We start from the raw sequence: 16,304 nt of genomic DNA, 5'->3' as shown, positions 1-16,304 counted from the left end.
AGAGGAAGAACGCGACGATGCCCAGCGCGGTGACGACGGCGACCGCGCCGAGCCCGATCAGGACCAGTTCGCCGGCGCCGCGGCGGTGGCGTCGGCGGGCTCTGCCGGGCGGCGTGGTCGGCGCTTCGGCGGCGGGCGCGGGGGCGAAGGCGGCCGGGACGGCGACGGCGGTGACGGGGGCGACGGGGGCGTCGTCCGGCAACGACCGCAGCATGCGGTGCAGTTCGGCCAGTTCGGGCCGCGCGGCCGGGTCCTTGTCCAGGCAGCGCCCGACGATGCTCCGGAGCGGTTCGGGGACCGTGTGCAGGGCCGGAGGCTCGTACATCACCTGGTAGCCGGTCATGTACGGGCTCTCGGCGTCGAAGGGACCGGTGCCGCTGGCCGCGTACGCCAGGAGTGACCCGAGGGAGAAGATGTCCGAGGCCGGGGTGACGCCGCGCGGGGAGCGCAGTTGCTCGGGGGACATGAAGGGCGGGGTGCCGATCACCCGGCCGGTGACGGTGAGCGCCTGGTTGTCGGCGGCGCGCGAGATGCCGAAGTCGATGACGCGCGGGCCGTCCTGGGCCATCAGGACGTTGGCCGGTTTCAGGTCCCGGTGCACCATCCCGGCCTGGTGGATGTCGCGCAGCGCCTCGCTGAGCCCGAGCGCCAGTGTGCGCAGCGCCGCCCCGCTCAGCGGGCCGTCCTTCGCCACGAGTTCGGCCAGGGTCGGGCCGGGGACGTACAGGGTGGCCATCCAGGGCCGCTCGGCTTCCGGGTCGGCGTCCACGACCGGAGCGGTGAACGCCCCGCTCACCGCGCGCGCGGCCGCGATCTCCTGTCGGAAGCGGGTGCGGAACTCCTCGTCCTCGGCGAACTGCGCGTGCACGAACTTGACCGCGACCTGCCGCCCGGATGCCGAGCAGCCCAGGTACACGACCCCCATGCCGCCCGAACCCAGCCGGTCCACCAGCGCGTAGCCGCCTATGGATTCCGGATCACCCGCAGTCAGCGGCATCGCCGATCCTGCCTCCCGTGAGCCCGTTGGAACGGGGCCAGCTTAGGGGTCCCCTAGGGGCGCCTGCCCTGTGGGTCTTCCTGCCGCTGAAATTCGAGGCTCAGTACCGGCCCGGAGGGCTCGGGCCGCGGCCGACGGGGCGTGCGGAAGACCGGCAGACGGTGGCGCTCTACGGCGTCGCGCGGCAGGGTCAGCCCGAAGTGCCGCTCCACGGCCTTCAGCATGCGTATGCCTCGGGTGGAGGCGTCCGATGCGAATGCCCCGGACTCGTTCAGCGCGGCGTCCAGGAGACCGGGCTGAGCACCGCCCTGCTCCAGGCCTTGCGCGGTGGCGGTCAGCGCGCACAGTGTCCGTTCCTGCTCGTCCACGTACACGAAGTGCAGCGGGGCGATGGAGGACTCCCGCCAGAGCGTGACCCCCGGGATGGGGTTCACGGCCGCGTCACCGGCCCGGTCGGTGGTGTTCTCGATGGCGAAACTCCAGCCGTTTCCGCACGTGCCGGCCCTCAGGCAGCCCCGCTCCTGCCCGTCGGCGAGTCTCATCACGGCCCGGGAGGCGGCGACCGACGGCGGCATGACCGTCCCGGGGTCGGCGCCGATCCTGAGGACCAGTTCCCTGGCGTCCATGCCGTGGGCGAAGGTCACGAGGTAGGGAGGCCTGCCCCACGAGGTGGACTCCAGCAGCCAGGCGATGCCGTCCTCGGAGCGCCCGGCCGTCCCGAGCTCCACCGGGCTGCCGGGACGGGGGGTGCGGAGTATCCGCCCGGCCCGTTCCGGCGTGACCAGCGGGCCCAGGAACGGATCCGCGAGCAGTTCGACCGGGATCACATGGCTGTGGCTCGACGGGCGCCACGCGGGCAGCGCCTCCGTCGCGAGGACGCGCCAGGCCCCTTCCGGATCGCCCCGGATCGCCAGCTCCCGCGCCCGCGCGGCGGCCTCGCCCTCCAGCGGGCGCAAGGTCCCGTCCGCGATCCGCCGCCGGTGGTCGTCCAGGATCCGGTCCGTCTCCTGGTACCCGTGGCGCCCCTGCTCGGCGAGCATCGCCAGCACCGGCAGTACGCCCCGCTCCCGGAACGCGTCCGACTCGGGCAGCAGCTTCCGGGCCTCCGGCAGCAGGTACGTGTTGCCCTGAAGCACCCGCACCTGGAACAGATACACCCCGGCCTGCGCCCGCCCGAACTCCTGGGCCTCCTTGAGCGCGGCCACCGCGTCGTCCAGCCTCCCCGCCAGCAGGTCGGCCCGTGCCTGTTCGACCTGGGCGTCGATGCGCCGGGTCGTGGCGTTCTCCGGGGTGCGCATGCGGTGGAACTCCTGGAAGTTCGCGTACATCAGGTCGGCGAACGACTCGTACCGCTTCGGCCCCTCGCCCCGCCAGCTCGCGTAGCTGTACGCCGCCCACTCCCCCTCGGCGTTGACGTCCCCCGGGTCGAGCAGGAACCAGGTCAGGTCCCCCTCCAAGGAGACCTGGACCGCCCTGCCCCACCTCCCCGCGCGGTGAACCGCCTCGTCCTCCGGGTCCTCCCCCTCCTCCGCCAGGTCTTCCTGCTCGAACTCGTCGAGCATCTCGAAAAGGAAGTCCGTCATGTCCCTGAGCAGCCCCACGCTCCCGGTCGAGCAGAGCTCACTCACGAACTCCCCCGCCCAGCGCCACCCGTTGCTGGCCTCCAGGAACCGCCGGTACGACGGGGGAAGCCGCAGCCCGAGGCGCGTCTCGACCGCCGCGATCTCGTCCTGGGTCGCCGGCTCGCAGCCGAGCCAGCCGTGGCGTACGGACTCGTCGTCGAGGTCGCGCACGGCGATCCGCTCATCGCTCCACGTCCGAAGGAAGGAGGTCCAGTCGGGGATCTTTGTCATGCACCGCATCCTGCCGCAGCCCTCTGACAGTCACCGGTTCGGGGGCTGAGCGGCTCAGCGGTAGGGATCGGTGATCTCGCGCAGGCTGGTGAGCGCACGCCGCAGCTGACTCGCGCCCTGCTTGCCCAGGTGCCGGGTCCACTCGGCCTCGACCTCCGCCTCGGCCACCCTCGCGACCGCCACCGCGGCCTCGCCCCGCTCGGCGATCCGCACCAGCCGGGCCCGGGCGTCGGTGGGGTCCGGCACGCGGCGGACGTAGCCGGCGCGCTCCAGCTGGTCGACCAGGAATCCGGCGGTCTGCTTGGTGACGCGGGACTGCTCGGCCAGTTCGGTGACCCGTGTGCCGTCCGGGCCGATCCGGGCGAACACCCGGCCCTGTGCGGGCGTGAGGTCGTCGTAGCCGGCCGCGGCCAGGGCCTCCAGCACGCGGGCCTCGACGGCCCGGTAGGCGATGAAGCACAGCAGACCGAGGTTCGGCTCGTCCTCGCCCATGCGTCCCGCGCCCCCTTGACTTAGACAGTCTCTCTGACCAATATTAGTCAGGGAATCGTATCAAATCGTAGCGGCGACAGGAGACCGTCATGAACCGCGACGAAAACCGCGACGAGGTATGGCAGACGATCGACGCCGAGCGGCTCAGCCTCGCGGACCTCCTCGACGACCTGACCCCTCGGGAGTGGGAGGCCCCCTCCCTCTGCACCGGCTGGCGCGTGCGCGATGTCGCGGCGCACCTCACCCTCTCCCACATCGGTGTGGCGACCACGATCCTCGCGGCGGTCCGCGCCCGCGGGAACTTCAACCGCATGATCCGTGACACCGCCCTGCGACAGGCCGAACTGCCCGTCGACCGGTACGCCGTCCTGCTGCGCGGCATGGCCGGATCACGCCGGACGGCTCCCGGCGTCACCTACCTGGAACCGCTCATCGACATCCTCGTCCACGGCCAGGACATCGCCGTGCCGCTGACCCGCACCCGCCCCATGCCCGCACAGGCCGCGGCCACCGCCGCAACCCGGGTCTGGGCCATAGGGTTTCCGTTCCAGGCCCGGCGCAGGCTCAGCGGCCTCCAGCTCTCCGCGACCGACCACCCCTGGTCAGCCGGACAGGGCCTCCGGATCGAAGGCCCTGTCTCGGCGCTCCTGCTTCTCGTCACCGGCCGCTGCCAAGCCGCTCTGCCCCGGCTCTCCGGCCCCGGCCTCCCCGAACTCGAGGCCCGGCTGTCCCGGCCGACGGTTCCTCGCTGACTCAGATCCGCAGCAACTGCTGGACCAGATCGCGGTACTGGCGCAGCACGATCCGCAGGTCCTCGGTCTCGGCGCCGTCGGCGCCCTTGTCCCCATTGCCCTGCCAAGTGGAACGCAGGCTCTGGCGGCGCTCCTTGATGCCCTCGGCAAGGCGGGCGGTGGCCTCGTCCAGGACCCGGTCGGCCTCCTGGACCGCGTGGCGCGGCTCGTCGACGAAGCCGCCGACGGCCTGCTGCAGGCTGCGGGTGAGCTTCTCGCTCTCGCCCTCGGCCATCAGGGCGGCGGCATTCCCACGGGGGGCCTGAGGGGCCTGGGAAGCCTGCGGTGCCTGAGGAACCTGCGGGGCCCGGGCCACGGGGGCCTGCCTGGCGGGTTCCGGCCGCGCGGTTTCCTGCCGCGCGGCTTCCGGCCTCGCGGCTTCCGGCCTGGCAGTTTCCTGCTTCGCGGGTTCCTGCCGCGCGGGGGCCGACCTGGCCGTTTCCTGCCTGGCCGCTTCCTGCTTCGCGGGTTCCGGCTTGCGTACCGAGACGGGGTCCTGCCGGCGTACGTCTTCGTGCTGTTCGCTCATCGGGTACTCCTCGACGGGAGGTGGATGCGGCCTGTGCGGAGCTTGCCGGGTATCCCGGGCTTGCCCGGAGCGGCGCCGTTCTTCGCGGCCTGCTGGTCCTGGGGGCCGGGCTTGACGAGGTCGTCGAAGAGCCCACGGGCGCGTACGAGGGCCAGGCGCAGCTCTTCGGTCGAGGCGGTCGAGTCCTCGCCGTCCGTCGCCTGGCCGCCGGCGGCGGCGGCCTCACGGATCTCGCGGTAGGACTGGACGTGTTGGGGCCGGTGCACGGACAGGGCGTCGATCTGCTCGCCGCTCTGCGCGTCCGGGTAGCCGCGTTCCTGAACGAGCCGGTCGAGGAGGGTCTCGGCCTCGCCGACCGCGCTGGCGGGCGAGTCGACGAACCGCTCCTGGATGCCGGTCCATTCGGCGGCGTAGCGCTCCCGGTCCTGCCAGGTGAGCGGCCGGAACTCGATCTTGCCGTGCCGCTTCAGCCGCTCCTGCAGTTCCTTGCGCGCGGCGGCCTTGTCACCGCCGTGCCGCGCGACGACGCGCTCGTACTCGGGGCCGAAGCGCCGCCGCAGGCCGCCCGGTCCGGTGCCGGAGCCTTTACCGATACCGGGCGGCTGTACGAAGCCGAGCCCGACAGCGACGACGAGCGCCAGGACGATGATGATGGCGGCGATGACTATGCCGGTTGTCATGGAGTGCCTCCAAGGGCTGCCGACTCATCACATCGGGTTACCCCTGACGCTCCGTTCAAACGCTGACCACGTCAGGCAGTTGCCTCTCCGGGCTTGTATCTGACGGAGGCGGGCCGGCCCGCCGGCCGGTCCGTGTCTCCGCCGCACAGCTCGCCGGCGAGCCTGCTGAGCAACGCCGCGAGATCCGCGTGCCGGTCGGGGTCCCAGTCGCCGAGCAGGTCGGAGAGCACCTTGCGGCGGGCCTCGGTGAGCAGGGCGACGATCTCCTGGCCGCGCTCGGTCAGGACCAGCGGATTGCCCTCACGGCGGGCGAGATGCTTCTCCTCGACCTCGACGGCCGCCCGTTCGATGACATCGCGGGGCACGGTGGTGGTCAGGGCCAGGTCGACCGGATCGGCCGACCCGGTCCTGGCGATCCGCAGCAGCAGCCAGCTGGAGCCGGGGAGGATGTCGAGCCCGGCCATCCTGGTGATGCGTACGTACAGATCGCGCCGCGCCTCCCGGCTGCCGAGGACGGTGAGGCCGCGCGCGATCTCGTCCAGCGACGAGCGCTCGACCGGCATCGCACCGATCGTCTCGCTCCCGTCCGGCACGGTCACCGAGCCGCGCAGCGGCTCCTCCTTCAGGAACCAGGCGAGCGCGAAGGCGACCAGGCACACCGGCACCGCGTAGATGAAGACACTGGTGATGGAGGCCGAGTACGCGTGCAGCACGGCAGGCCGCAGCGCTGCCGGGAGTTGCTCCACCGCGCGCGGGTCGGAGGTGATCGTGGCCGGGCTGAAGCCGGCCGGGAGAGACTGGCCCGCGAGCGCCGAACCGATCTTGTCGCCGAGGGTGTTGGAGAAGATGGTGCCGAAGATCGAGACGCCGAAGGAGGCGCCGATGGACCGGAAGAAGGTCGCGCCGGAGGTCGCCGCGCCCAGGTCCTCGTAGCCCACGGCGTTCTGCACGGCGAGGATCAGCACCTGCATCACCAGGCCGAGCCCGAGGCCGAACACGACGAAGTACATGCTCATCACCCAGGTGGTGGTGAACTCGTCCAGCCGGTGCAGCAGCAACAGCCCGATGACGGTGACCGCCGTGCCGAGGATCGGGAAGATCTTGTAGTGGCCCGTACGCGAGACGATCTGCCCGGACACGGTCGACGCCACCAGCATGCCGATCACCATCGGGATCATGTGCACGCCGGACAGCGTCGGCGAATAGCCGTGCACCACCTGCAGGAAGGTCGGCAGGAACGTCATCGTGCCGAACATCGAGAAGCCGATGACGAACGAGATCACCGAGCACAGCCAGAACGTGCGGTTACGGAACAGATGCAGCGGCAGCACCGGCTCCTGCGCCCGCCGCTCGATCCCGACGAACGCCACCACCAGCACCCCGCCCAGCACCGCCAGCCCGATGACCTGCGCCGAGCCCCAGGCCCAGGTCGTGCCGCCCAGGGAGGTCATCAGGACGAGCGAGGTCGCGGCGGCCGCGACCACCGCCATGCCGACGTAGTCGATGCGGTGGGCGGTACGGCGTACCGGGATGTGCAGCACGGCCGCGATGACGGCGAGCGCGACGACGCCGACCGGCAGGTTGATGTAGAACACCCACCGCCAGCTGAGGTTGTCCACGAACAGCCCACCCAGCAGCGGCCCCAGGACGCTCGACGCCCCGAACACCGCCCCGAACACGCCCTGGTAGCGGCCCCGGTCGCGCGGCGGCACGATATCGCCGACGATCGCCATCGACAGTGCGATCAGCCCGCCGCCGCCCAGCCCCTGCAGCGCGCGGAAGGCGATGAGCTGGCCCATGTTCTGGGAGAGGCCGCACAGCGCCGAGCCGATCAGGAAGATCACGATCACGGACTGGAAGAGCTTCTTCCGCCCGTACATGTCGCCGAGCTTCCCCCACAGCGGGGTCGCGGCGGTGGACGCGAGCAGATACGCCGTCACCACCCACGACAGGTGCTCCAGGCCGCCCAAATCGCTGGCGATGGTCGGCAGCGCGGTCGACACGATCGTCTGGTCCAGCGCCGCCAGCAGCATGCCGAGGGCGAGCGCGCCGATCGCCACGTTCACGCTGCGCTTGGCGGCGCCGGGGCTGCCCGGGGCGCCGGGGGTCGTGTCCTGGGCCTGCGCCTGGGCCATACCGCGCTCCTCGCCTCGGTTTTCCAGGCTCAATATTCACACTGATCACCACTATTGGCGCCTTTTGTACGGCCACTTGTGCGGGTCCTGCAGGGGGTGAAACTGTGCTGCGTATGTGAAGGTCTGCATAATCAGCCGATGGCTATGGCTGATGACACGTGCGGCATATGCAACGCCCCCGCGGAGACCGACGGCGGACTGCCGGGCTGCGGGTGCGCCGCGCGCGCGGCCATACGCGAGGACGCGGTCGCCGAGGCCGCGGACTTCCACCCGCTGCGGATCCGGCCCTACGTCTCGGGCCCGAGCACGGACGAGGTGCCCGCGCCGGAGCCGGAGCCCGTGCCGGAGCCCGATACCGCGGCGACGGTGCCGCTGCCCCTCGCACTGCCGGTCCCCGTCACCGTTGCCGCTCCCGTCGTACGGAGCCTGGGGCCGGGGCCGGGCGAGCCCGAGGAGGACGGCCCGCGGCGGCGACGGGCGCCCGTGGTGGTCGCCGCGGCCGTCACGGCCACCGCCGTCGTCGCCGGCGCCGTCGTGCTCGCCGTCCAGCTCCTCGGCCGCCCCGACCCGGCCGAGCGCGTCCTCCCCGACGACCAGACCTCCACCGCCGAGCTCGTCCTCCCCTCCGCCACCCGCTCCACGCCCGCCTCCGCCGGCTCCCCCTCCCCCACCGCGAGCGCCTCGCCCTCCGCCTCCGCGTCCCCCTCGGCCACGGTGTCCCGGTCCGCCTCCGCCACCGCCTCGCGTTCCTCCTCCCCGTCATCCGCCTCGTCCACCACCTCCGCCGCCCGCTCCTCCCGCCCCTCCGCCAGCACCTCCACCGCCCCCGTCCTCAGCCCGGGCGACTACGGCCCCGAAGTCGTCGAACTCCAGGAACGCCTCCGCCAGGTCCTCCTCTACTCCGGCGTCGCCGACGGCCACTACACCACCGAGGTCCGCGACTCCGTCTCCCGCTACCAGTCCATCTACAACGTCGAGGGCGACCCGGACGGCGTCTACGGTGCGAATACGCGGGCGTCGCTGGAGTCCCGTACGACGGAGCCGTAACCTACGGCTGCCAGAATCACACCGTGGCAGCGACAGCCCCCTTCGGCCCAACGGAATTCACCCTCGTCCTCCTCCGCCGCATGGCGGACCACCAGCCCGCCCTCGTGGAGGACGCGCTGCGCACCCTCGGCGTCACCCACGCCGACCTCCGGGAAGCGAACCGCCGATGGCAGGCCTGGTCGCACGCCCGGGGAGCCCCGAAGGGCGAACGCCGCTACCGGATCGTCCTGGGCCCGCCCGAAGCCGAGCAGACCCGCCGCATCGGCGACCTGACGTGCCGGGCCCCGTACTGGCCCGTCCCGCTCTGGCCGACGCTGCGCTTCGAGATCCTCTGCGCGCCCCAGGGCGGGGCGACGTGGAACGAGTGGCTGATCCGCGCCCCCGGCGAGCCGGGCCCCCAGCCGCGTACGGCCGCCGACCTGACCCCCTGGTCGTGCACGGTCGACGAGGTCGCCCGGGCGTTCGCGCCGGTCGTCCCGATGGAGGGCGACGCGCCGACCCGCTGGCGGCTGGGTTTCACCGACCCGGCGGACGGGCGGGAGCGCGTCGCGCACTTCACTTACGGGCTGCTGCAGTACGTGGACGGCAGGTAGCCGCGGAGCGAACACCTCGTCCCGAGGGCCGGACCCCCTGGCGTAAAGCGTCCAGGGTTTTGTATCGTGTAGGAACAAAGTGGTTCCGCCCGTTTCCCCTGACCGGCGGGCGGGGCCACTGAGTACTTACCGGAGGAGCACGCATGCCGTTGACCGCCCGCGCCCTGTTGCTGGACATGGACGGCACGCTCGTGAACTCCGACGCCGTGGTCGAGCGCTGCTGGCGCGGCTGGGCAGCACGGCACGGGCTGGACGGCAACGCTGTCATCGCCGTCGTCCACGGCCGCCAGGGGCACGCCACGATGGCGGTGCTGCTGCCGGAGCGCCCGATGGAGCAGAACTACGCGGAGAACCGCGAGCTGCTCGCCCAGGAGACCGCCGACATCGACGGCGTCGTGCCGATCCCCGGCGCCCCGGCCTTCATGGCCGCGCTGCGGACCCAGCGCCTGCCGCACGCGCTCGTGACGTCCGCCGACGACGCCCTCGCCCGGACCCGTATGCGGGCCGCCGGGCTCCCGCTGCCGGACGTCATGGTGACGGCCGAGCGCGTCAGTGCCAGCAAGCCGGACCCGGAGGGCTTCCTCAAGGGCGCCGCCGAACTCGGCTTCGGGCCCGAGGACTGCATCGTGTTCGAGGACTCCGAGGTGGGCATAGCCGCCGGCCGCGCCGCCGGTATGCGCGTCGTCGGCGTCGGCCCCCGCGCGGCCGCGCACGGCCCGACCGCGCACGTGGACTCCCTGGAGCAGATCCGGATCGAGGCCACCACGGACGGCAGCCTCGTCCTACACATCGGCTAGGGCCGAGCCCCGAAGGGGCGCGTGGGGGTCCCCCCGGCCGAAGGCTGGGGGAGAACGGAGCGACCGGCCCACCGCGGTCCGCAGGTTGGTCCGCAGCGTCAGCCCGCGATCGCCTCGTACAGGCTGAAGCCAGCGAGCACGAGCATCACACCGGCCGCGATCTTCGTGATCAACGCAAGCGGGACCCGCTTCATCAACAGCCGCCCGCCGAAGATCCCGAGCCCCGCCACCGCCCACAGGGCGAGCACCGCACCCAGCCCGACCGCGACCGGGTCGTCGTAGCGGGCGGCGAGATTCGCGGTCATGATCTGCGTGAGGTCGCCGAACTCCGCGACCAGGATCAGCATGAAGCCGCTGCCCGCCACCTTCCAGAAGCTGTGGTCGGCGGGCTCGCGGACACCTTCCTCCTCGTCGTCCTTCTTGAGCAGCAGCATGGCCGCGCCCGCGAGGAAGAGCAGGCCGACGACGCCCTGGACCCAGCGGTGCGGGAGCAGCGCCAGGACGCTGCCGGCCGCGATGGCCAAGGCGACGTGGACGACGAAGGCCGCGGCGACACCGGCGAAGACGTACGAGGCGCGATAGCGCGTACCGAGCATGAGGCCGGCCAGCGCGGTCTTGTCGGGAAGCTCTGCGAGGAAGACGACGCCGAAGACGATGGCGGCGACGGTGAAGCTGAACACGGGATGGGGTCCTCATCGGTCGGGCTGCCGTGCCGATGGGCGAATGGGGTCGCTTCGGCACAGCAGCGTTGAACACTGCGGCCGAAGGTCTCGCTGGCGGACGTAGGAAAAAATCCGCCTCCGGGCGCCGGGTTGATCAGGATCAGATCGAGATCAACCAGTATGTCGACGGTCCGGCGACGAGCTACTCCCCTTCAGAACGCTCTCAGTCTACCTGTCCACCTGCCACGTCAGCCGTCCCCGGGCGACCAGCTCCAGCACCACCGCCACCGCCACCGCCTGCACGGCGAGCAGTGCGACCAGCACGAAGAGCTGAACCGCCCCCGCCATCACGGGAGATGCCCCGCCCAGCAGCATGCCGACGAACGCCCCCGGCAGCGTGACCAGGCCCACAGTGCGGGTCTGGTCCAGGCCCGGGACGAGGGCCGTGGAGGCGGCCGGGCGGGCGATCTCCATCCGCGCGTCGCGGTCGGTGAAGCCGAGGGCGAGGGCTGCCTCGACCTCGCCGTGCCGGGTGTGCAGCTCCTCCAGTGCGCGCCGGCCGCCCAGCACCGTGGCGGTGAGTGCGCCGCCGATGAGGATTCCGGCGACGGGGACGAGGGCGATGCCGTCGGCCGGTACCAGGCCGGTGATCACCAGCAGTACGACGACGGGCAGCGCGCCCGCCGCGATGGGCACCGCCGCCCAGCGCCAGGAGGGGTCGCGGGTGATGCGGCGGCCGGCGGTGCGGGCGGCGACCGTATACATCAGGACAACGAAGCCGATCAGGGCCGCCTGATGGTGGACCACCCAGCCGATGACGAAGGAGACGGCCGCGAGCTGGGCGGTGGCGCGAAGCCCGGCGAGCGCGATGGCGCGGGCGTAGTCCTCGCGGCCGTCGGAGAGCCGGGCGTACGCGGCGACGGCGACGGCCGCGATGAGCAGCGCGGCAAGGATGACGCCGAGGGTGCGGTCGACCGGCAGCAGGGTGGCGGAGGCGGATACCGCCAGGCCGGAGGGGTTGCGCTCGGGGACGCGTACGGGGACGGCGAGGAGAAGCACGCCGCCACCCTAGGACGGCGGGCCGAAAAGCCCCGGGAACGGCTGGATTTGGGGGTACGCGCCCCCTCGACATGACGTGTACATGTCGTCAATCTGTTACCTGCCGCTTGCTCCCCGGAAACGCGGCGGCGACAGGATTTACCTTGGCTTTACCGCCAACATTCCCCCACATCAAGGGAGTTCGCAATGTCCCGTAAGGACAGCGCATTGATGCGGCGCGGTATCTACGCGCGTCGACGGGTCGGTTTCATAGCCGCCCTCTCCGCACTCATCGCTCTGATCGGCCTCTTCGGCCCGTCCACCCAGGCCCAGGCCGCGCTCCCCACGCCGGTCAGCGCCGCCACCGCCCGCACCTACCTCGCCTCGCTCACCGTCGCGACCGAGGTCAGGACCGGCTACGACCGCGACCTGTTCCCCCACTGGATCACCATCAGCGGCACCTGCAACACCCGTGAGACGGTCCTGAAGCGCGACGGCACGAACGTCGTCACAAGCTCCGCCTGCGCCGCCACCAGCGGCAGCTGGTACTCGGTGTACGACGGCGCCACCTGGACCGCCGCCTCCGACCTCGACATCGACCACCTCGTCCCGCTCGCCGAGGCCTGGGACTCCGGTGCCCGCAACTGGACCACCGCCCAGCGCCAGGCCTTCGCCAACGACCTCACCCGCCCGCAGCTGATCGCGGTCACGGACAACGTCAACCAGTCCAAGAGCGACCAGGACCCGGCCGAGTGGATGCCCCCGCGCACGGCCTACTACTGCACCTACGTGCGGGCCTGGGTCCAGGTGAAGTACTACTACGGCCTGTCGGTCGACAGCGCCGAGAAGTCCGCGCTCACCAGCTACCTCGCGAGCTGCTGACCGCTCCTGCCTCACTCCCGTGAGGGGCTCGGCGAACTCCCTTGATACCTCCCCCCACAAGAGCCCCCCACGGGAACCCTGCCTCCCCTCCGTCCGTCCGTAGTCTTACGAACCGCGACTGCGACCGCGCCGGAGGGGAGGCACACCCGCAATGGCCCCCGCAACCCTGCGCCTCGGCCCGCTGCTCAGGTACGCCGACAGCCACACCGCCACCGTATGGATCGAGGCCGACCGGCCCCGCGAGGCCGAGGTCGTCTGCGACAGCGGAGCCCACGGCACAGCCCGCACCTGGCAGATCGCCGGCCACCACTACGCCGTCGTCACCGTCACCGGACTGCGCCCCGGCACCAGCACCCCGTACCGCGTGCTCCTGGACGGGCAGCAGGTCTGGCCGCTGCCCGGCTCGCCCTTCCCGCCCAGCACCATCCACGCCCCCGGCGAGGAACCCGAGACCCTGCGCGTGACGTTCGGCTCCTGCCGCTGGGCCGCCCCGCCCGCCGACGGCCACGACCCGGTCGGCCCCGACGCGCTCGACACCCTCGCCCGGCAGGTCGCCGACGGCACCGCCGCCCGCCCCGACGCCCTCCTCCTGCTCGGTGACCAGGTCTACGCCGACGAGACCTCCGCCGCCACCCGCGCCTGGCTCGCCAAGCGCCGCGACCTCAGCGAGCCGCCCTGGGACCAGGTCGCCGACTACGAGGAATACGCCCATCTCTACTACGAGTCCTGGCTCGACCCCGAGATCCGCTGGCTGCTGTCCACCGTCCCCAGCTGCATGATCTTCGACGACCACGACGTCATCGACGACTGGAACACCTCCCACGCCTGGCGCTCCGACATCCGCGCGACCCCCTGGTGGCAGGAACGTATCGTCAGCGGCCTCACCTCCTACTGGGTCCACCAGCACCTGGGCAACCTCACCCCCGCCGAGCTGGCCACCGACCCCCTCTACGCCGCCGTATGCTCCACCGCCGACGGCACGGAAGCGCTGCGCGCCTTCGCCGCCCGCGCCGACACCGACCCGACCTCGGTGCGCTGGAGCTACCGCCGCGACTTCGGCCGCGTACGCCTGCTCATGGTCGACTCCCGCGCCGCCCGCGTCCTGGACGAGGACGCCCGCGCCATGCTCGACCCCGCCGAACACGACTGGCTCAGCCAACAGGCCCACCCCGACGGCACCTTCGACCACCTCCTCATCGGCACCTCGCTGCCCTGGCTCCTCCCCCACGCCGTCCACCACGCCGAGGAATGGTCCTCCGCCCTCACCCGCGGCGAACGGGGCCTGCCCTGGATCCCGCGCGGCGAACGCCTCCGCCAGGCAGCCGACCTGGAGCACTGGTCGGCCTTCCGCCACTCCTTCGACGCCCTGGCCGAGCTCTTCACCCGGATCGCCGCCTCCCCCCAGGCCCCCGCCACGATCTGTGTCCTGTCAGGCGACGTCCACCACGCCTACACCGCCGAGGCCCACTCCCCGACCCGTCAGCCGGGATCCCGTCTCCTCCAGCTCACCTGCTCCCCCATCCACAACACCGTCCCCTCCTACATGCGTCTCGCCTTCCGCATCGCCTGGAGCGCCCCCGGCCGCCTCCTCGGCCGCGCCCTCTCCCGCCACGGCCGCGTCCCCCCGCCCCGCATCACCTGGCGCCGCACCGGCGGCCCCTGGTTCGGCAACCAGCTCATGACCCTCACCCTGCGAGGCCGCGCCGCCCGCCTCCGCCTCGACCAGGCCCGCGGCCCCGGCTTCCGTACGCCTCTCGACGCCGACCTCACCACCCCGGAGGCTCCTTGACCGACACCTGGGACACCATCGCCGACTGGTACGCCGCCCGCATCCGCACCGGCTCCCCCATGCACGCCTTCGCCCGCGACCTCCACGGCCACCACGCCCTGGACCTCGGCTGGCCATCGGCATCGACCCCTCACCCCGGATGATCGGCCACGCCCAGGCCGCCCATCCCACGGGCGCCCATTCCCCGGGCGCCCGCTACGTGGTCGACGACGCCCAGACCCTCGCCACCGTCCCCACCGCCACCGTGGACCGGGTCACCGCCGGACTCTCCCTCAACAACGTCCCCGACCTCCCCGCCGCGTTGACCGCGGTCCGCCGAGTCCTCCGCCCCTGGGGCCACCTGGTCCTCACCGTCCCGCGCCCCTGCTTCGAGGCGCCCCACGCCGGCTGGACCACCGACGACAACGGCACCCCAGACGCAGCGCTGGCGGCAGACCGGCCCAACCGGGCCGGTCTGCCGCCGTTCCTGCTCGTGCGCGCTTGCTGGGCCTACTGCGCGTAGAAGGTCGCGTCGCCCTGGGCGGTGGTGGTGCTGACGGCCTGCACATACAGCAGGTAGTTGTAGTGGCGGATGTAGCGCCCCGCGTAGTTGTAGGACTCGTAGGAGATTCCGGCGGAGTCGGCGAGTCCGGCACGCTGGTAGAAGCTGGCGTCACTCGCGAACGTCGAGGTGCTGTCGTTCTTCTCCACCCAGACCTCGAAGTTCTTGTGCCGCAGGTAGTAGCCCGGGTAGTTGGCCGACTCCAGCGAGACCGTGCCGGTGCCCGCCAGGCCGGTGACGACGCGGAACTGCGAGTCGGCGAGGTTGGTGACGTTCGCCTCGATCTTCGCGCGGAACTCCCAGTGCCGGATGAACCGGTCGGGGTAGTTGTAGGAGGAGAAGCGCTGCGGGGTGACGCCGTCGGCGACCGGGATGCCGAAGTTGGGGGTGCCGTCGGCGTTCCAGTACAGCTTCTGTACGCGGGTGCGGCGGTTGGGGTCGTTCAGCGGGTCGCCGGTGATGTCCTTGTAGCTGCGGTCGTGGTAGACGAGGATGTCGGACTTCCCGTCCTCCGAGACCGTGAAGGAGTTGTGGCCCGGGCCGTACTGCGAGGTCGCGTCACTGGTCTTGAAGACGGGCTGCGAACCCTTCGTCCAGGACGCCGGGTCGAGCAGGTCGGCGGAGGCGGACGCGGTGAGCATGCCCAGGCAGTAGTTGGCGTCGGTGGCGCTGGCCGAATAGGTCATGAAGACCTTGCCGCCGTGCTGGATGACCGCCGGGCCTTCGTTGACCTTGTAGCCGATCGTCTCCCAGGACAGCGTTGGCTGCGATATCTCGACCGGGGTGCCGCTGAGGGTCCAGGGGTTTGCCATCTTGGCGATGAACAGGCTGGTGTTGTTGTCCTCGGACGGATTGCGCTGCGCCCAGGCGAGGTAGCGGACGCCGTTCACCGCGAAGGTGGTGGCGTCGAGCGAGAAGGAGGACACCGGGGTGGCGATCTGGCCCTTCTCGGTCCATGTGCCGGTCAGCGGGTTCGCGGCGTCGGTCTCCAGGACGTACATCCGGATCGCCCATACGTCGCTGGTCGACCCGGCGGCGAAGTACACGTACCACTTGCCGTCGATGTAGTGGACCTCCGGCGCCCAGATGTGAGCGCCCATCACACCGCTGGCGTGCTTGGTCCAGATGGTGGTCTCCGGGGCCGTGGACAGGCCCTGGATGGTGGTGGCCCGGCGCAGCACGATGCGGTCGTACTCCGGCACGGTCGCGGTGAAGTAGTAGTAGCCGTCGGTGTGCTTGTAGATGAACGGATCGGCGCGCTGCGCGGCGATCGGGTTGGTGTAGGTCACGGCAGGAGAGTCCGGGACGGTTGCGTGAGCGGTGCCGACTGCGAGCGATGCGGTCAGGACGACCGTCACGGCCATGATCAGTCGGATGATGAGGCGCCTCAAAACTGCTCCTGTCCGTAATTTCGAACGAGGTTCGTAACTTCGGTCAGAAGATAGGTGTATGCCATGCGCCCGTCAACAGTTCGGACA

16 protein-coding genes and 1 pseudogene are annotated in these 16,304 nt (G+C 71.4%); 8 read left to right on the top strand and 9 right to left on the bottom strand.

Annotated features, from left to right (window positions below; translation table 11 throughout):
* Positions 1-16: 16 nt before the first annotated feature.
* From OG607_RS32630 to OG607_RS32620, 3 genes and pseudogenes are all read right to left on the bottom strand, one after another.
* A pseudogene (locus OG607_RS32630) lies at positions 17-997 on the bottom strand (serine/threonine-protein kinase); the annotation flags it as partial.
* A 53-nt stretch (positions 998-1,050) separates the two neighbouring features.
* Complete coding sequence (locus tag OG607_RS32625) at positions 1,051-2,850, bottom strand: SMI1/KNR4 family protein (protein WP_405731056.1); 1,800 nt, start codon at positions 2,848-2,850, stop codon at positions 1,051-1,053.
* Between the two features lie 54 nt (positions 2,851-2,904).
* Positions 2,905-3,342, bottom strand: coding sequence for a MarR family winged helix-turn-helix transcriptional regulator (locus OG607_RS32620; RefSeq protein ID WP_405731054.1), 438 nt, complete (start codon positions 3,340-3,342; stop codon positions 2,905-2,907).
* A gap of 89 nt (positions 3,343-3,431) precedes the next feature.
* On the opposite strand from OG607_RS32620, the gene OG607_RS32615 reads away from it, so the two are divergent.
* On the top strand, positions 3,432-4,094 hold the full coding sequence (locus tag OG607_RS32615; protein ID WP_405731052.1) for a maleylpyruvate isomerase family mycothiol-dependent enzyme: 663 nt from the start codon (positions 3,432-3,434) through the stop codon (positions 4,092-4,094).
* Between the two features lies 1 nt (position 4,095).
* Here the strand turns inward: OG607_RS32615 and OG607_RS32610 are convergent, their stop codons facing one another.
* The 3 genes from OG607_RS32610 to OG607_RS32600 all read right to left on the bottom strand — a co-directional run bounded on the left by OG607_RS32610 (position 4,096) and on the right by OG607_RS32600 (position 7,477).
* Complete coding sequence (locus tag OG607_RS32610; protein ID WP_405731050.1) at positions 4,096-4,662, bottom strand: hypothetical protein; 567 nt, start codon at positions 4,660-4,662, stop codon at positions 4,096-4,098.
* Positions 4,659-5,342, bottom strand: coding sequence for a hypothetical protein (locus OG607_RS32605; RefSeq protein WP_405731048.1), 684 nt, complete (start codon positions 5,340-5,342; stop codon positions 4,659-4,661). The genes OG607_RS32610 and OG607_RS32605 overlap by 4 nt, the downstream gene beginning before the upstream one ends.
* Positions 5,343-5,413: 71 nt before the next feature.
* Positions 5,414-7,477 carry a DHA2 family efflux MFS transporter permease subunit gene (locus OG607_RS32600; protein ID WP_405731046.1) on the bottom strand — a complete coding sequence of 688 codons (2,064 nt, stop codon included), beginning with the start codon at positions 7,475-7,477 and terminating at the stop codon, positions 5,414-5,416.
* Positions 7,478-7,615: 138 nt separating this feature from the next.
* Between OG607_RS32600 and OG607_RS32595 the strand changes: the two genes are divergently transcribed.
* The 3 genes from OG607_RS32595 (at position 7,616) to OG607_RS32585 (ending at position 9,914) form a co-directional block, all read left to right on the top strand.
* Entirely contained in the window at positions 7,616-8,524 is a 909-nt protein-coding gene (locus tag OG607_RS32595; protein ID WP_405731044.1) for a peptidoglycan-binding protein, read from the top strand.
* Positions 8,525-8,604: 80 nt separating this feature from the next.
* On the top strand, positions 8,605-9,117 hold the full coding sequence (locus OG607_RS32590) for a hypothetical protein (RefSeq protein ID WP_405737194.1): 513 nt from the start codon (positions 8,605-8,607) through the stop codon (positions 9,115-9,117).
* A gap of 143 nt (positions 9,118-9,260) precedes the next feature.
* Positions 9,261-9,914: an HAD-IA family hydrolase gene (locus OG607_RS32585; protein ID WP_405731042.1), complete on the top strand. Its 654-nt coding sequence runs from the start codon at positions 9,261-9,263 to the stop codon at positions 9,912-9,914.
* Between the two features lie 98 nt (positions 9,915-10,012).
* On the opposite strand, the gene OG607_RS32580 is transcribed toward OG607_RS32585, so the two are convergent.
* Positions 10,013-10,594 (bottom strand): TMEM165/GDT1 family protein, encoded by a 582-nt coding sequence (locus OG607_RS32580; protein WP_405731040.1) that lies wholly within the window; start codon positions 10,592-10,594, stop codon positions 10,013-10,015.
* Between the two features lie 210 nt (positions 10,595-10,804).
* Positions 10,805-11,584, bottom strand: coding sequence for an ABC transporter permease (locus OG607_RS32575; RefSeq protein ID WP_405737193.1), 780 nt, complete (start codon positions 11,582-11,584; stop codon positions 10,805-10,807).
* Positions 11,585-11,845: 261 nt separating this feature from the next.
* Between OG607_RS32575 and OG607_RS32570 the strand changes: the two genes are divergently transcribed.
* From OG607_RS32570 to OG607_RS32555, 4 genes are all read left to right on the top strand, one after another.
* Positions 11,846-12,496, top strand: a complete 651-nt coding sequence (locus OG607_RS32570; RefSeq protein WP_405737191.1) for an HNH endonuclease family protein — start codon at positions 11,846-11,848, stop codon at positions 12,494-12,496.
* 151 nt (positions 12,497-12,647) lie between these two features.
* Positions 12,648-14,285 (top strand): alkaline phosphatase D family protein, encoded by a 1,638-nt coding sequence (locus OG607_RS32565; RefSeq protein ID WP_405731038.1) that lies wholly within the window; start codon positions 12,648-12,650, stop codon positions 14,283-14,285.
* Positions 14,282-14,428, top strand: a complete 147-nt coding sequence (locus OG607_RS32560) for a hypothetical protein (protein ID WP_405731036.1) — start codon at positions 14,282-14,284, stop codon at positions 14,426-14,428. Before OG607_RS32565 ends, OG607_RS32560 begins: the two co-directional genes overlap by 4 nt.
* Entirely contained in the window at positions 14,425-14,787 is a 363-nt protein-coding gene (locus OG607_RS32555; RefSeq protein ID WP_405731034.1) for a class I SAM-dependent methyltransferase, read from the top strand. Before OG607_RS32560 ends, OG607_RS32555 begins: the two co-directional genes overlap by 4 nt.
* Here the strand turns inward: OG607_RS32555 and OG607_RS32550 are convergent.
* Positions 14,775-16,217 (bottom strand): family 43 glycosylhydrolase, encoded by a 1,443-nt coding sequence (locus OG607_RS32550; RefSeq protein WP_405731032.1) that lies wholly within the window; start codon positions 16,215-16,217, stop codon positions 14,775-14,777. The genes OG607_RS32555 and OG607_RS32550 overlap by 13 nt on opposite strands.
* Positions 16,218-16,304: the final 87 nt, after the last annotated feature.

Source organism: Streptomyces sp. NBC_01537, from assembly GCF_045040445.1.
In the GTDB taxonomy this organism is placed as follows: Bacteria; Actinomycetota; Actinomycetes; order Streptomycetales; family Streptomycetaceae; genus Actinacidiphila.
Note: the sequence above shows the minus strand (reverse complement) of the source record. Positions and strands in the feature narration are given on the sequence as shown.

Excerpts from the sequence above, each read along its gene's own strand:
- OG607_RS32625 (WP_405731056.1), bottom strand. The coding sequence starts at position 2,850 with ATGACAAAGATCCCCGACTGGACCTCCTTCCTTCGGACGTGGAGCGAT.
- OG607_RS32620 (WP_405731054.1), bottom strand. The coding sequence starts at position 3,342 with ATGGGCGAGGACGAGCCGAACCTCGGTCTGCTGTGCTTCATCGCCTAC.
- OG607_RS32615 (WP_405731052.1), top strand. The coding sequence starts at position 3,432 with ATGAACCGCGACGAAAACCGCGACGAGGTATGGCAGACGATCGACGCC.
- OG607_RS32610 (WP_405731050.1), bottom strand. The coding sequence starts at position 4,662 with ATGAGCGAACAGCACGAAGACGTACGCCGGCAGGACCCCGTCTCGGTA.
- OG607_RS32605 (WP_405731048.1), bottom strand. The coding sequence starts at position 5,342 with ATGACAACCGGCATAGTCATCGCCGCCATCATCATCGTCCTGGCGCTC.
- OG607_RS32600 (WP_405731046.1), bottom strand. The coding sequence starts at position 7,477 with ATGGCCCAGGCGCAGGCCCAGGACACGACCCCCGGCGCCCCGGGCAGC.
- OG607_RS32595 (WP_405731044.1), top strand. The coding sequence starts at position 7,616 with ATGGCTATGGCTGATGACACGTGCGGCATATGCAACGCCCCCGCGGAG.
- OG607_RS32590 (WP_405737194.1), top strand. The coding sequence starts at position 8,605 with ATGGCGGACCACCAGCCCGCCCTCGTGGAGGACGCGCTGCGCACCCTC.
- OG607_RS32585 (WP_405731042.1), top strand. The coding sequence starts at position 9,261 with ATGCCGTTGACCGCCCGCGCCCTGTTGCTGGACATGGACGGCACGCTC.
- OG607_RS32570 (WP_405737191.1), top strand. The coding sequence starts at position 11,846 with ATGCGGCGCGGTATCTACGCGCGTCGACGGGTCGGTTTCATAGCCGCC.
- OG607_RS32565 (WP_405731038.1), top strand. The coding sequence starts at position 12,648 with ATGGCCCCCGCAACCCTGCGCCTCGGCCCGCTGCTCAGGTACGCCGAC.
- OG607_RS32555 (WP_405731034.1), top strand. The coding sequence starts at position 14,425 with ATGATCGGCCACGCCCAGGCCGCCCATCCCACGGGCGCCCATTCCCCG.